This window comes from Pseudomonas sp. R11F, from assembly GCF_050312575.1.
Taxonomy (GTDB): domain Bacteria; phylum Pseudomonadota; class Gammaproteobacteria; order Pseudomonadales; family Pseudomonadaceae; genus Aquipseudomonas; species Aquipseudomonas palleroniana.
The window spans coordinates 27,012-41,429 of record NZ_JBNPJU010000044.1; the positions used below are offsets into that span (position 1 = coordinate 27,012).

Sequence of the window (14,418 nt, forward strand, 5' to 3'; positions counted from 1 at the left end):
TGGCATTTTAATCTCAAAATTTGCGTGGTGAATGCTTTGGTTTTAGAGCTTGCAATTTGCTTCATGATCTAATAATACAGCAATAAATCTGGTCAGTCAGTAGCTCCCTGCGCTGAAAGCTGATTACTATACAATAGACTAGTAGTCTGTTAGGCAAGATTGAGGGGGTATTGTTAAATCCTAAGTGCTAATCAGTTTGGTGCGCTAAGTGGTGGCGGGCCAGAAGAAATTGGCAGAGCTTATTGCATACATATTGAGTCCTGATTTCGCATAAGTGAAAGTTTATTTAATGCGAATGGCAGCGTCGGATGCACTGTAGTTGTAGAGTTTCACAAAATTATCTCTCGTACTGCGTCGCTTCAAACTTGGCTCTATAGCTCTATAGCTCTATAGCTCTATCGACTGTGGCTGTTTACTCATCAGCGATTCGGAGGCAGCGCTCTATTCGTTCGAAAGACAAGGACACCTGGGCGCCTTCCTTCAGTGACAAGGTATCTAGTTTAGATACAGCCGTCGTTCAGCATCTGGTAGGTCGGTTTGCCTTGTGCATCTCATCCTTTCCAAATCGCGGTCCATGAGCCAGCCCGTCCATACGTGACCTAGCGTGTTTACTGAGTAAAGCCCAGCAGGATAACCATAAGCTAATGGGGCAGTTTGCCTGCGGTCCCTATATGCACGAATCCATCACCTTAGTACTTTAGCCATGATCAAGATTTTGTCTTGAGCGGGTGTGGAAATCCACTTCTAAAGGCGTGTGCGCACATTAACCGGTGGTTGGCCTATCCTGCGGTAGCTCTCACATTTCCAATGGGTGTCGGTTTTTTCGTCATGACGAAATTCTTATTTTCTGCGTGAACCGCATGTCTGTATGACGGAGTTACGGTGCTCTGCCTATCCTGCAGTAGTCCTCCCCAAAGAATATAGTTTCGTCATGACGAAGAAATGGGATGTACGGCACGTCAGGAAATAAAGCCACAATGGGATAATGCGTTTTGCCGATGTATAATATTTTGGTTAATTGAATGAGCGCTGCAACCGCCTCGCTGATGCTTTGCGCATTATGGGCGCGGTCCCTAAAAGACGGGGCCTACACCGGGTAAGACTGGCGCATAGTCACCCCAAGAACGGTACAACCGTGCTGGGTGCGATTCCTAAACAGATCGACAGGCCGGACAGACGGCCCAGTGTTCACCATTTCCAATGGAGAGGTGACTATGGGTTCGTTAAAACGTTTTACGTTCAAAGGCGTCCGGCCATTTAGTTTCGCGACGATGCTCGTGCTAGGGGCCCAGCAGGGGTACGCTCAAATCCCCGTAACCGTTACTACCCAAGTGACGGATTCCCCCATGACTGTTGCCGAGTTCGCGTCTAACACGACTCGCTGGGCCCAACAGGTTCAGCAGATGACATCCCAAATTGATCAGATGAAGCAGCAGTACGGCGCGCTCACGGGGTCGCGTGGGCTCGGTCGAGTATTTGATGATCCGCAGCTGCGAGAGTATCTGCCTCAAGACTGGCAGGCTGTGTATGACGCAGTGAAGCATGGCGGCTATTCAGGCCTGAATGGTCGTGCTGGTTCTATCTATGCGGATAACAAGGTGTTCGATGCCTGCGAAAGTCTGGTTCAGGATCAGCAGCGCGATGTTTGCCGAGTACAGGCGGTGAAGCCGTCGCAAGATAAAGCGTTTGCTCTGCAGGCCTATGACCAGGCCGAGGCCCGATTACGGCAGATTGACCAGCTCATGGGGCAAATCAATCAAACGCAAGATCCCAAAGGGATCGCAGAGCTGCAAGGTCGCATCGCGGCAGAGCAAGCGATGATCCAGAATGAGCAGACCAAATTGCAGATGTTCCAAATGGTCGCTGAGGCTGAGGGCAAGATCCAGGAGCAGCGGCAACGGGAATTGAATGCCCAGGTGCTCGACAAGAGAGGCTACAAGAATCGCGAAGTGCTGAACCTGGGGGGCAACTGAAATGATCTCGTACGCTCATATCCTCCCCTTGGTCATGTGCTTCTTCATCCTCACTTCCTTACGGCGATTCTGGATTTGCATTGGCCGGTTCGGAGCTTTGAAAGAGGTGTCACGACGTGCACCTGAGTTGATCCAGAGCGATCTCCTGGCGGCATCAGCCGCGATCATGCCTTTTGTACTGGCGCTTGCCGATTGGTTGCAGATAGTGCCGCCCCGAGCAACTGGGCCAATCTCCTCAACGCTCGCCGTTTTGATCTCGTTCGCATGTGCACTGGGTTCGTCGCTATTGATTTCGAGGTCCGAATACCGCATCACGGGTAGTTGGGCAGGGACAAGGGAAAGCGCGTTGAGAACGCTTGCAGCACTCCAGATTATCAACGCCGCTGAGCTGGCCTATTCGCTGAAATTTGCTGGGGAATTCCGCACGGAGGCGGAGCATGTGCTGCCTCGTGAAGTGAATGGGGCGGATCAGAATCGGGAGGGCCGGAAATGACAGCCTCTCGTTTCTCAATTGTCGTTTTGTTTCTGCTCACGGGCTGCGGGGCGGATGAACCGGTCCATTCTGTCGATTGGTACAAAGCCCACAGCTCGGAAAGGGATATCCGTATATCGGAGTGTGAGCGACATGCCGGGACTCTGGCCCTTACGCCGAACTGCGTTAATGCCAAGCAGGCCAGGAATGAGCAGCAGCTTGATCAGCGCGGCTATCGGAAGCGTGAAATGCTGAATCTGGAGGGGCAATGACCATGGAGTCCAATTTTTACGAATGGGTAGGTGGCTCAATCGACTCGGTGTTGAACGGCTACGTGCAACTCATGGCACATAGTGTCATTGATAATTCCTCGGGCTTGTTCGTTGCTGGCGGCGGCCTTTTCTTCATGATCCTGGGCCTTTTGTCAGTCGGTGGCTTCATCGAGCATCCTCTCCCGCATGTCTTCAAGCTCATGTTGAAATGGGTATTCATCGGCGCATTGGCACTCAATGCTGATACGTACCTTGGTTGGGTCGTGGAAGCGATTCGAGGCCTGGAGGTTGGCTTGGCAGATGCGTTCTCACCAAACGGCAAAGGTGTAGCTGCAACGTCGGTGTATCAGGTGATTGATAGAGCCATGACCGACGGATTTGATATCGCTTCCGATCTGATTGCTCGCGCGGGACGTCGTGGCATGACCGAGGTAGGCATGATTCTTTATGACTGGCTTATCGCTGGAACGATGCTCATCGCAACATTCCTGATTACGCTACCCGCTGGAGCGATGATCATCACAGCCAAGGTGCTGTTGGCATTTTTGCTGGGGTGCGGCCCGCTCTTCATCGCACTATTGCTGTTCGGTCAGATGACCAGCAAGTGGTTCGATCAATGGTTCGCCCAGGTGATGACCTATATCATTCAATGCGCAGCGATCACGTCAGTGCTTACGCTGGGGATGAAGTTCTTCTCGACAATGCTGGCTGATGTGCAGCCCACTGCTGGAAACGGTCCAGCGACCGACATGCTGGAGATCCTCGCGTTGAGTGGCATCGTGCTCTACATGGTTTATCAGGCTTACTCATTGGGAAGCCAGCTTGCAGGTGGTCTGTCGTCCAGTGCGATCACATTGCGGCAGATGACTCAGGCTGCGTTAAACCCAGCCAAGGCGGTCTTCAATACCGTTAACCCGATGTCAACGCGCCGTGACTTGCAGTCGGGCATGATGACCACTGCAAGAGGTTTGAATCATGTGATCGCAGGAAACAGCGTTTGGAACCCAGCCTATCGGCAGCATGTCATGCAGAACCTGGGCAAGAACTGGGGTAGGGCGAGAGGAGGGAGGGTCGGTAGTTAGCGACCAGATCTCATAATCATGGACCCTGCTGCGCGCCCTGACGGGCTTGCCCAAAGGGGCTCTGCCCCTCTGGACTTCCCGCCCTCGCCGGTAGCAGGGGCTGCTGGGAAAGGCATCCAGCAGCCCCCGCATATAGGATTGGAGGTGCACAGCGTCAAGGGTCCGCTTCGCCGTCATCCTCGCCCGGTCCCGTTTCACGGGCTGCGGCCTCCGGTGACGCCCTTGACCCTTCAGCTTATCAGCGCTGAAATTGTCTTGTTCTACGTCGCGGAGTACTCATGAAACGGGTGAAGAATATGGATGTTGTGGAGTTCACGGATGCAGAGCGGGCGCGGCGGCAAGCTGCAGTCGATTACGCTCGTGCTTCGCTCGCGTTGGAAGGATTTACGATAACTCCTGAGATGGAGCGGTACACTCTCGCTTTCGTAAATGGCGAATTGACTTTGGTCGAGTTTATCTCATTTGGTGATTTCTCGGCCCTTCCTGCTGTTCGGTAGTACTCACTTATATCAGAATCCCCAGCGTTAATCCTTAGATCAGATTTAAGGTTGTGCAATGGGGGTAGTGATTATTTGCTCATTGATCACAAGGAGAGTTTTGGTGCAAAGTAAATGGGAAGAGGTTAAGAGGGCCTATGTTGAAAGTAATCGTGTTTTTGGTTACAAGCGCTTGAGGCTGCATGAGCGTAAGAGAGAGCTTATTCCTCTGTTACTGTCTCTGCTTGCCATGGTCGCCGTATCATCAGCTCTGTATATTTTCGACAACCCCGTTTGGTCTATGAGTGTTATGACGGGTACAGCTATATCTATGCTTGTCTTTTTCAGGTCTCTTGAACGTATGTTGTCAAGAGTTTATCCTGAAGAATACAAGAAATATCATATATCTAAGCAGCGTATCTCCGAGCGGGTTGACTACCTAGCTTATGCTTTTTTTATTGATAGAATTAGAGGTATGGGCTACGCACCAGAAGAGCTTAAAGTTATTTCGGATTACTCTGAAACTCTAAATCCTCCACCCAAACCATTTCTGATTAATCAGCACTTCGTTCCAGTTATTCTTGTATCAACTCTTGTAAGTCTTTTTGTTGCTTACCTTCAGAAAACCCCAGCATGGCCCGTCCAGGCCTCAGCTTATATTTTTGTGGTTGCCGCCCTCGCCGTTGTTGTTTCAATAGGGTTAGACGGTCTACGTGCTTCTAAAATGCGAGATGCTCGAATTCGTTGTTATATAAAAAGAGCGCAGATTGAACTTGAGCATGAAAGAAACTCATGAAATAAAGTGTAGGATGCTCCATCGTTCGTCCGACTCCGATTCTAATTGGGGCATGACTTAGCTGGAAGCTGGGTCAAGGGCATCACCGGAGGCCGCAGCGGAGCGCAGCCCAGAGGGCGAGCACTGAACGGGTGAGGATGATGGGCGTAGCCGAACCCTTGATGCAGCTGTAAGCGACCAAGCCTAGCGACAGGGGAAGGAACAAGGCGAAGCCGCCGGACCTGCCCCTGCCGCCCGTCCGGCAAGGATAGGACGCGGGATGCAACCGAAGGGGTTGCCCAAGCGAAGCGCGGAGTGCTGTGTTTAGTTGGCTACTGGTGACGGTAGCAATCCCTCGCCTTCTGATTCTTTAAGACCTACTGGTTAAGGTCCGACACCTAAGAAACCTCTTACCGACACTTAACGGTAACTGTTCAGAAAGGCCAGGCCACATGCCTGTGGATAACTTCGAAATCGGGTGAGTTATGGTGATAGCCAGATAGGAAAGGGGATGGTTCCGGCCGGAGAAAACTGTTTCGAGGCTGTTTCTTGCGTCTTTGACGCCTTACGAGCGTGGGGAGGCCTGCCGGTTAGGGCTAAGCGGTGAATCGTCCTGCTTTGGCTGTCTTGGCTGTGTAGCGTTGCCTGAGTATCTGGTCAGCTTCGGCGTTTACCTCTGCTGCTGTCTTACCTGGGTTCGCTTTCAAGATCGCTATCGCCAGTTCGGTGCGCGCTAGGGCATATGTTTGAGCGTCAGCACCCGCTGGTATCCGCTGGGGGATTTGTGGCGATCTGAAGGCCGCTGCAAGCCCCGTGGTGCTCTCGGCTACCGTTGGCTTATGGTGGTCACTTGCTGATGTCTTCAAAGGCTTCGGGGCGCTGATACTCCCGATTACCAGCCTGTTGCGGGCCCAGCTGGTCATGGTGCCGCCTGCCTTCTTGATCTTCTTGGCCAGCCGGTCTTTGGCGCGCTCCGTTTCCCTCTCCAAGCGCTTACCAAGGCCAAAGGCAGTGAATAACATCTTGTTCACCGCCTTTACTGCCGCCAGGCCGCGATAAGTGCCGTCTTCATTCAGCTTTCTCGGCTGGCTGCAGGTGATAAGGTTCGCACGCTTCAAGTCGGCCATGGCGCGTTCTGCGCGGCGCATGTGGAGGCCTGTGTATTCGACTAGATAGTCTAGGGTCAGTGACATAAAACCTTGCTTCGTTGGCACGCCGCAGCGTAGCGACACAAGGTCTGTATAAGAAACGATGACTGCCAGCATCAGAAGACAAGCTTCGCGGCGTTCGCTGCGCTGCTGACGGCCTCCGAGGCTGGGGTTTGCGTTGCGGAGTGAGGGCAGGACGGCGGGTTTGCTGTAGTAGCGTTTAACCCGCTCGTTGAGTTCGGTCAAAATGCCGGGCAGGGCTTTTCCAGGGCTCACAACGTCCTTCACCAGCCCCAGGCGCGGGTTCTCCGGCGAGTGGCCGCAGTAGTTACCGCCGTGATTCACACGATGGGTGTGGGGCCTGCTGCGTCTTCCTGGTTGAGCTACGGAGATTGAACCCATAATCCCGCCATTCGGCGGTGAGTGATATAAGCCACGTTCGTCGACTTGTGCGAAGCCGAAGCGCTAGCCATAATCGGCTCACCTTCTTATGTAAATCGAATAGGTTTGCGAACAGGTTTCTACCGTCGAAAGAGAAAACTTGTTCTGAAAGGTCCGAGAAGCCCGGTAACCAAACCGGGCTTCTTGGTTTCTACTGTCTGGTTGCTGTAGCCTGGATGAACATTGAGCCTGATATTGAGGAAGGCTTTATACCGTTCGGTTAGTGATAGTAATCTGGCGTAATATCCGTTGCTGTCATTTATGGTTCCACTAATGGAGCACTTTGCACGGTATTGGTCCAAAGCGATGGTCATCGCTGATTTCCATCTAGACCTAGTGCGTCGTTCACTTGAATTGTGCGGAAAAACACTCGGCGTCCAACTCGAACAACCGTCGGCTTTAGTTTTCGTGATAGGTCTGAATCGGTGTACATCGCGACTCTGAAGCCGTCCGGTGATCTATCCAGCAGGCTGGCCACTTGGGCCATGCTCATTAGAGGACCGAAGCGGTCCAGCAGATATTCTTCGGCAGTCATTTGCTTCTCCATGCTTACGTAAATTAGCGTGCGTTTGTAAGTACGGGTCGAAGCTATCAAGGAAGTTTGGTGACAGTAAAGATGGTACTTTTGGTTTGGGCTGTCACCAATCAGGAGATTTCGCCTTGTTGAAGCGGTTGAGAAAACATATTGGAAAACAAGGCGACAACAAATAGAAAACAAACTGACAACAAGCTAGAAAACAATAATCCGGTTATATCTTTTCGAGGCGGTCGAGCTTATATACGAGATCCTCTGCTCTTAAGTGAGTATAACGCTTGAGCATCTGCATGGATTTATGCCCGCTGATTGCCGAGACTTCTTGGTCAGAGAGACCGCGCTCAACCAGTCTACTCACGGCTTCGTGCCGCAGATCGTGAAAACGGAAGTCCGGCACACCAGCCTTTTTCTTGATGGCACCCCAGATCTTTGTGAAGGCATAGGGGCGACGCTTTCCATCACGCCCAGGCTCACCGAAAAAAACCAGATCGCAGTCAATCGGCCGCACGGAATTCGCCAAGGCTGCGCGGAAAACCTCGGTAGCGAGCTTCGTCAACGGAACGGTGCGAGCACTATCATTTTTTGTATCCGACAGCCGGACGATCCGTTTTTGGACGTCCACCTGTGATCGCCGCAGGCCTGCAATCTCTGATGCACGCATACCTGTCGCCAAGGCTATTTGGACGATCCAGCCCAACATGGGATTGCTGTGCTTGCCCACAGCGGCCATAAGACGCTTCTCTTCATCAACCATCAGGCGCCTGTTACGACCCTCACCAGGGCTCGGTTTTCGAATGTTGAGCACAGGGTTAAAGGTGAGGCCAAGTCCCCATTCCTGAATTGCGACTGTGAATAGGTGGCTGAGGAGGGCAAGCTCCAGCCGTACGGTGTTATTGCTGGTGGGTTGGCCGCGGTTGGTCAGGGAGCCCAAGCGTGTATCGCGATAGTTGGCAATCACCTCGGATGACAGAGCAGCCAGCGAGTATTTCCCCAGGTGCTGGATCAACTGCTGAGCCTTGGTCGCCTCAGCCTTCTGCGTGGTGGGTTTTTTGGTAGGGCTGACTTCGCGCAGATATCGCTGAAGCGCATTCTCGAGTGTCAGTCGCTCGGAACCACTGCGCTGGATATACACACCCCGCACCATTTCATCCTCAGTGCGTCGTGACCAATCCTCGGCGTCGCGTTTGGTACGGAAGGTTTTGGCGTTGGTCGGCCATCCGGTTTTGCGGATGACGGCCTTCCAAGTGCCGGCTGGGGTTTTGACGATTGTGGCCATCTGAAGGACTCCAAAGGCGTGCAAGCGAAGCCGCACTGTACCTAATTTGTACCTTTGGACCATAGGACTGTGTCTGAAGTGGTCCAGCCAGAAACGCGAAAGCCGCGCAATGCGCGGCTTTGAGTATGGTGGGCCCACACGGACTTGAACCGTGGACCAAAGGATTATGAGTCCTCTGCTCTGACCAACTGAGCTATAGGCCCTTAACAGGTCGCGGATTATAACGATGGATTCTCCGCTGTGCCATCCGAAAACTCTGAAACACGCAGGTGAAGGTGGCTTGCGGCAAAAAGCTCGGGCGGCAGGGGTAGGCTGACGATGTAGCCTTGCATTTGCTCACAGCCCTCGGCGGCCAGGAAGGCTTGCTGCGCGGGGTTCTCCACGCCTTCGGCGATGATGGTGAATTGCATGCTGTGGCCCAGGGCAATGATGGCGCGCACGATGGCGGCATCGTGAGGGTCATCGGGCAGGCCGCGCACGAAGGACTGGTCGATCTTCAGGAAGTCCAGCGGCAGGCGCTTGAGGTAGCTGAGCGACGAGTAGCCGGTGCCGAAGTCATCAATGGCCAACTGTACGCCCAGGCGCTTGAGTTGATGCAGGACCTCCAGCGCTTCTTCGGCCTGGCTCATGATGAAGTTCTCGGTGATCTCCAATTGCAGGCGCCCCGGCTCCAGGCGGTAGTCGCGTAGCAGCTGTTCAATGCGCCCTAGCAGGTTGGGATGACGCAACTGCGCGCCGGCGAGGTTGACCGAGAGTGGGCCGAAGTCTTCGAAAGCTTCTTTCCACAGATGCATCTGGCGGCAGGCTTGTTCCAGGACCCAATCGCCGATCTGCAGGATCATGCCGTTCTCTTCGGCCAGGGCGATGAAGTGTTCAGGCGGGACATCGCCAAAGGTCGGGTGGTGCCAGCGAATCAGCGCTTCGGCGCCGATCACTTCTTGCGTCGAAAGGCTGAGTTTTGGTTGGTAGTACAGGCTCAGTTCGTCGCGCTCCATGGCGCGGCGCAATTCGTGTTCCAGCGCCACACGTTCGTTGGCCTGGGCAGTCAGGTCGCGGGTATAGCTTTCGACCCGGTTGCGCCCCTTGGCTTTGGAGCGGTACATCGCAGCGTCGGCGTTCTTGACCAGGGTGGCGACATCAGTGCCGTCCTGGGGGTACAGGCTGGTGCCGATGCTGGCGGTAATAAAGAACTCGTGCTCACCGGCCTGGAACGGTGGGGTAAAGCAGGCCAGCAGCTTATTGGCCAGATGCTCGGCATCGCTGGCTTGCTGTAGGCCGGGCAGCAGGATGATGAATTCGTCACCGCCTAGCCGGGCGACGGTGTCGATATCGCGCAGTTGTTCCTTGAGGCGTACGGCGATGTCCTTGAGCAGCAGGTCGCCGATGGGGTGACCGAGGCTGTCATTGATGTGCTTGAAACGGTCCAGGTCGAGGAAAAGCACCGCGCCCTGGTTGCCGATTTCCTGTTGGGTATTGAGCGCCGCCTGCAGGCGGTTTTCAAACAATGTGCGGTTGGGCAGGCCGGTCAGCGGGTCGTGGTGCGCCTGGTAGTCGAGGCGGGCCTGGGCGTGCTTGAGGCTGGAAATGTCAGCAAACACCGCGACGAAATGCGTGATCAGTTGCTCGCGGTTGCGCACGGCACTGATGGTCAGCCAACTGGGGTACAGCTCGCCATTCTTACGGCGGTTGGAAATCTCGCCCTGCCAATGCCCATGTGCGGTCAACTGATGCCACATCGCCGCGTAGAACGCGCTGTCGTGCAGGCCGGAGGCGAGCAGGCGCGGAGTCTGGCCCAGGGCTTCGGCTTCGCTGTAGCCGGTGATTTCGCTGAAAGCACGGTTCACGGCGCTGATGTTCTGTCGGGTGTCGGTGATCAATACCCCTTCGGCGGTGCTTTCGAACACGGTGGCAGCCTGTTGCAGTTTTTCCTGCATCAACTGGCGCTCAGTGATGTCGCGGGCGATAGTCAGCATGCAGTCTTCACCGCCGATGGGCAGGGGCCGGCTGGATAATTCACATAGGCGAATCAAACCGTCGGCGCGGCGGATGTGGCAGATAAAGTCGCGCACAAACCCGTCACGCTGCATGAGCTCCAGCATGTGCTTGCGTTCGTTGAGGTCGACCCAGATGCCCAGGTCCAGGGATGACTGGTCAAGCGTCGCGCTGGTGAAGCCGGTCAGCCGGCTGAAGCCCTCGTTCACTTCAATCAACACACCATCGCGCTGGCGGCTCAACAGCAAGCCATCTGGAGAGGCATGGAATGCCTTGGCGAATTTCTCTTCAGAGGTTTGCAGTTGTTGTTGAGTTTCTTTGAGCTGGCTGATGTCACGCACCACCACCACCAGGGCTGCGGTGGTGTCGAGTTGGAAGGGTTCGGCCGAGATCAGCCCGGTAAACGCCTGGCCATTGCTGCGCAGGAAGGTCATCTCCAAGTTGCGGATGCTGGTGTTCTGCGCCCTTTGCAGCAGGTCGGGACCGACGCCTTGGACGCCCCAGATATTCAGTTCGGTGGCGGTTTTGCCCACGACCTCTTCGGCCGTCAGGCCAATTTGGTCCTCGAACGCCTTATTAACTTCCAGCAGGCAGCCATCGGACATCCGTGCGATCACCAGGATGTCCGGGCATTGCTGGAACACAGAGGCAAACTTCTGCTCAGACAGCTGCAGCGCTTCTTCGGTGCGCTTGGCTTCGCTGATGTCGATCATCAGGCCGCGCAGTACCGGCTCATGGCCGTGTTCGATCAGGCTGACAATGTCACGCACCCACAGGCAGCGGCCGTCGGCGGTGATCACGCGATAATCCACGCTATGGTCGCGGTTGGCACGGGTTTCGCGGTAGCAATAGGCTTCGGCGCGTGTCAGGTCGGCGGGGTGGATGATGTTGCGCCAGAAGCCGGGGATCAGCCAGTGGGCGCGGGGGTAACCCAGCAGGTCTTCGGCATGGGGCGATACGTAGCTGTAGGTGAAGTCGGTGATGCTGGCTTCCCAGGCAATGGCGGACAGGCTCTCCACCAGGCCACGATAGTGGTATTCGCTGCTGCGTAGTTCCTGTTCAAGGGCGACTCGCCGGGAAATTTCCGAACTGAGCCGACGATTGATCCGAATCACGATGGCCAGGACTGTGCTCAGCAGCAGCACGGCGGGTAGGCCGTACGTCAGCAAGTCGACCCAGAAAGTCCGGTGATCGGCGACGCTGCCTACCCAATGTTGCTGGATCGCGTCGGTTTCATCGGGGCTCAAGTCGGCGAGCACCTTGTCGAGTATGCCCACCAGTATTTTTTCATCCCGTGGTACGCCCATCGCCAGTTGATAGCGGTAGGGCGTTTCGCCGCTGACGTACAAGCCATCAAGCTTGAGCTGGCGCAGGCTCCAGACGCTGGAAGCCAGATCGCCGACCACGGCATCCACTTCGTCGGTGGCCAGGGCCTGCAGTGTCGAGCTGACGTTGGGCATCGCCACCAGGTTGAGGTCGGGGTGGTGGGTACGCAGCAGTTCGTGGGGCGCATAGTTTTCCACCACGGCAATCTTCAGCCCGTACAGACCCTTGAGGTCGCGTGGTTTGGCACCCCCTACATGGGCGAGGATGACGATGGGGAAATCCAGATAGGGGCGCGTAAAGGCCATGTAGCTTTGCCGCTCCGGGGTGGACATGATGCCGGGCAGCAGGTCGAGCTGGTTGTGTTTGGCCTGTTCAAGCACGGCGGTCCAGTTCGCCGGCTCAATCAGATTGATCCGCACGCCCAGGCGGTCCTGGATCAGGCGCACATAGTCGGCAGCCAGTCCCTGGTAGCGACCGTTTTCGTCGCGATATTCGAAGGGGGGCCAAGAGGCATCCACCCCAAGGCGCAGCTCCTGATGGTCCGCCAGCCAGCTACGCTCATCATCAGAAAGAGTCAACGCGCCAGCCGTTGCGGTCCAGGTCAGCAGCGACAGCAGTAACACAGTCGGCAGTCTGGGCATAACGGTCTCGTTATGGCACGGGGAATGTTTCGAGTGTAGACGGGCATTGCGGGGGAGGGAGGAGACAGAGCGTTTTATCTGTAGAAAGCAAAACCCCCGGCCTGGGCCGGGGGTTCTGGTATCACTCGTCGAGGAAGGAGCGCAGATGCTCGCTTCGCGTCGGGTGGCGCAGCTTGCGCAGCGCCTTGGCTTCGATCTGACGGATCCGCTCACGGGTCACGTCAAATTGCTTACCGACTTCCTCAAGGGTGTGGTCGGTATTCATGTCGATGCCGAAACGCATGCGCAGTACCTTGGCTTCACGTGCAGTAAGGCCGGACAGTACGTCGCGAGTCGCTTCTTTGAGGCTCTCAACGGTGGCGACATCGATTGGCGACTGCATGGTCGAGTCTTCGATGAAGTCACCCAGATGGGAGTCTTCGTCATCACCAATCGGCGTTTCCATGGAGATCGGCTCTTTAGCGATCTTCAATACCTTGCGGATTTTATCCTCAGGCATTTCCATGCGTTCGCCCAGCTCTTCCGGGGTCGGTTCGCGACCCATTTCCTGCAACATCTGCCGGGAAATGCGGTTGAGCTTGTTGATGGTCTCGATCATGTGCACCGGAATACGGATGGTGCGGGCCTGGTCGGCGATCGAGCGAGTGATCGCCTGACGGATCCACCAGGTGGCATAAGTCGAGAACTTGTAGCCGCGACGGTATTCGAACTTGTCCACAGCCTTCATCAGGCCGATGTTGCCTTCCTGGATCAAGTCGAGGAATTGCAGGCCGCGGTTGGTGTACTTCTTGGCGATCGAGATCACCAGACGCAAGTTCGCTTCAACCATCTCTTTCTTCGCGCGGCGGGCCTTGGCCTCGCCGATCGACATGCGACGGTTGATGTCCTTGATTTCAGCAATGGTCAGGCCGGTTTCGGTCTCAAGCGCGGTCAGCTTCTGCTGGCAGCGAATGATGTCCGGTTGCACGCGACCAATGGCTTCAGCGTATTTCGCCTTGCCTTTGGCCAGTGCGTCGGACCAGCTTTCGTCAACTTCGTTGCCTGGGAACTGGCGCAGGAAGTCGGCGCGCGGCATGCGTGCATCACGTACACACAGTTGCATGATTGCGCGTTCTTGAGCACGCAGACGCTCAAGTGCACTGCGAACACGTTCAACCAGGCCTTCGAATTGCTTCGGTACCAGCTTGATCGGCATGAACAGCTCAGCCAACGCCAGCAGCTCGGCAATTGCCTGCTTGTTGGTGCGACCGTGCTTCTTCAGGGCCTTGCGGGTGATTTCCATTTGATCGGAAACCGCACCGAAACGCTGGGCAGCGATGATCGGGTCTGGACCGCTTTCGGCTTCTTCTTCGTCGTCGCTGGATTCAGCTTCGTCGTCGTCGGAGTCGTCGTCCGCTTTTGCAACCTTGGCATCGACAGGCGGCGGTACTTCGGCAGCCGGCGGCGCAATGCCGTCGTCCGGGTCGATATAACCGCTCAGGACGTCCGACAGGCGGCCACCTTCGCTGGTAACGCGGTTGTACTCGGAGAGAATGTGGTCAACCGTGCCAGGGAAGTGCGCGATTGCGCCCATCACTTCACGGATACCCTCTTCGATACGCTTGGCGATTTCGATTTCGCCTTCGCGTGTCAGCAGCTCGACGGTACCCATTTCACGCATATACATGCGCACAGGGTCGGTGGTACGACCGATATCGGTCTCCACAGCAGCCAGCGCGGCAGCCGCTTCTTCAGCGGCAGCCTCGTCGGTATCGGCGTCGGCCAACATAAGGGCGTCCGCATCCGGAGCACTCTCGTGTACGGGGATCCCCATGTCGTTAATCATGCGGATGATGTCTTCCACCTGCTCAGGATCTGAAATATCCTCGGGCAGGTGGTCGTTGACCTCGGCGTAAGTCAGATACTTCTGCTCACGACCCAGTTTGATCAACTCAATAATACGAGACTGCTGTTGCGCTTTTCCGGACATAACACCCTATCCACTGAAGGTCTTGGCGGGCAAAAAACAA

The 14,418-nt window shown here is 55.4% G+C and carries 11 protein-coding genes and 1 tRNA gene; 6 read left to right on the top strand and 6 right to left on the bottom strand.

Going from position 1 to position 14,418, the window contains the following annotated elements; all coding sequences use genetic code 11:
• The first annotated feature begins 1,214 nt into the window (after positions 1 to 1,214).
• From virB5 to ACQRBV_RS11905, 6 genes are all read left to right on the top strand, one after another.
• Positions 1,215 to 1,973: a P-type DNA transfer protein VirB5 gene (gene virB5 / locus ACQRBV_RS11880; protein WP_411985378.1), complete on the top strand. Its 759-nt coding sequence runs from the start codon at positions 1,215 to 1,217 to the stop codon at positions 1,971 to 1,973.
• 1 nt (position 1,974) lies between these two features.
• Complete coding sequence (locus ACQRBV_RS11885) at positions 1,975 to 2,466, top strand: hypothetical protein (RefSeq protein WP_411985379.1); 492 nt, start codon at positions 1,975 to 1,977, stop codon at positions 2,464 to 2,466.
• Positions 2,463 to 2,717 carry an EexN family lipoprotein gene (locus ACQRBV_RS11890; RefSeq protein ID WP_073655100.1) on the top strand — a complete coding sequence of 85 codons (255 nt, stop codon included), beginning with the start codon at positions 2,463 to 2,465 and terminating at the stop codon, positions 2,715 to 2,717. The genes ACQRBV_RS11885 and ACQRBV_RS11890 overlap by 4 nt, the downstream gene beginning before the upstream one ends.
• Positions 2,714 to 3,799, top strand: a complete 1,086-nt coding sequence (locus tag ACQRBV_RS11895) for a type IV secretion system protein (RefSeq protein ID WP_411985380.1) — start codon at positions 2,714 to 2,716, stop codon at positions 3,797 to 3,799. The genes ACQRBV_RS11890 and ACQRBV_RS11895 overlap by 4 nt, the downstream gene beginning before the upstream one ends.
• A gap of 278 nt (positions 3,800 to 4,077) precedes the next feature.
• On the top strand, positions 4,078 to 4,296 hold the full coding sequence (locus ACQRBV_RS11900) for an antitoxin VbhA family protein (protein WP_411985381.1): 219 nt from the start codon (positions 4,078 to 4,080) through the stop codon (positions 4,294 to 4,296).
• Between the two features lie 103 nt (positions 4,297 to 4,399).
• Entirely contained in the window at positions 4,400 to 5,071 is a 672-nt protein-coding gene (locus ACQRBV_RS11905) for a hypothetical protein (RefSeq protein ID WP_411985382.1), read from the top strand.
• Between the two features lie 575 nt (positions 5,072 to 5,646).
• Here the strand turns inward: ACQRBV_RS11905 and ACQRBV_RS11910 are convergent.
• The 6 genes from ACQRBV_RS11910 to rpoD form a co-directional block, all read right to left on the bottom strand.
• Positions 5,647 to 6,600 (bottom strand): hypothetical protein, encoded by a 954-nt coding sequence (locus ACQRBV_RS11910; protein WP_411985383.1) that lies wholly within the window; start codon positions 6,598 to 6,600, stop codon positions 5,647 to 5,649.
• A gap of 349 nt (positions 6,601 to 6,949) precedes the next feature.
• The gene (locus tag ACQRBV_RS11915) at positions 6,950 to 7,174 is read right to left on the bottom strand and encodes a DNA-binding protein (RefSeq protein WP_411985384.1); all 225 of its coding nucleotides are present in this window, start codon (positions 7,172 to 7,174) and stop codon (positions 6,950 to 6,952) included.
• Between the two features lie 214 nt (positions 7,175 to 7,388).
• On the bottom strand, positions 7,389 to 8,450 hold the full coding sequence (locus ACQRBV_RS11920) for a tyrosine-type recombinase/integrase (protein WP_411985385.1): 1,062 nt from the start codon (positions 8,448 to 8,450) through the stop codon (positions 7,389 to 7,391).
• Between the two features lie 126 nt (positions 8,451 to 8,576).
• A tRNA-Ile gene (locus ACQRBV_RS11925) sits at positions 8,577 to 8,653 on the bottom strand.
• Between the two features lie 15 nt (positions 8,654 to 8,668).
• Complete coding sequence (locus ACQRBV_RS11930; RefSeq protein WP_060757266.1) at positions 8,669 to 12,409, bottom strand: bifunctional diguanylate cyclase/phosphodiesterase; 3,741 nt, start codon at positions 12,407 to 12,409, stop codon at positions 8,669 to 8,671.
• A 121-nt stretch (positions 12,410 to 12,530) separates the two neighbouring features.
• On the bottom strand, positions 12,531 to 14,378 hold the full coding sequence (gene rpoD, locus ACQRBV_RS11935) for an RNA polymerase sigma factor RpoD (RefSeq protein ID WP_060757267.1): 1,848 nt from the start codon (positions 14,376 to 14,378) through the stop codon (positions 12,531 to 12,533).
• Between the last annotated feature and the right edge of the window lie 40 nt (positions 14,379 to 14,418).

Excerpts from the sequence above, each read along its gene's own strand:
- virB5 (WP_411985378.1), top strand. The coding sequence starts at position 1,215 with ATGGGTTCGTTAAAACGTTTTACGTTCAAAGGCGTCCGGCCATTTAGT.
- ACQRBV_RS11885 (WP_411985379.1), top strand. The coding sequence starts at position 1,975 with ATGATCTCGTACGCTCATATCCTCCCCTTGGTCATGTGCTTCTTCATC.
- ACQRBV_RS11890 (WP_073655100.1), top strand. The coding sequence starts at position 2,463 with ATGACAGCCTCTCGTTTCTCAATTGTCGTTTTGTTTCTGCTCACGGGC.
- ACQRBV_RS11895 (WP_411985380.1), top strand. The coding sequence starts at position 2,714 with ATGACCATGGAGTCCAATTTTTACGAATGGGTAGGTGGCTCAATCGAC.
- ACQRBV_RS11900 (WP_411985381.1), top strand. The coding sequence starts at position 4,078 with ATGAAACGGGTGAAGAATATGGATGTTGTGGAGTTCACGGATGCAGAG.
- ACQRBV_RS11910 (WP_411985383.1), bottom strand. The coding sequence starts at position 6,600 with ATGGGTTCAATCTCCGTAGCTCAACCAGGAAGACGCAGCAGGCCCCAC.
- ACQRBV_RS11915 (WP_411985384.1), bottom strand. The coding sequence starts at position 7,174 with ATGACTGCCGAAGAATATCTGCTGGACCGCTTCGGTCCTCTAATGAGC.
- ACQRBV_RS11920 (WP_411985385.1), bottom strand. The coding sequence starts at position 8,450 with ATGGCCACAATCGTCAAAACCCCAGCCGGCACTTGGAAGGCCGTCATC.
- ACQRBV_RS11930 (WP_060757266.1), bottom strand. The coding sequence starts at position 12,409 with ATGCCCAGACTGCCGACTGTGTTACTGCTGTCGCTGCTGACCTGGACC.
- rpoD (WP_060757267.1), bottom strand. The coding sequence starts at position 14,378 with ATGTCCGGAAAAGCGCAACAGCAGTCTCGTATTATTGAGTTGATCAAA.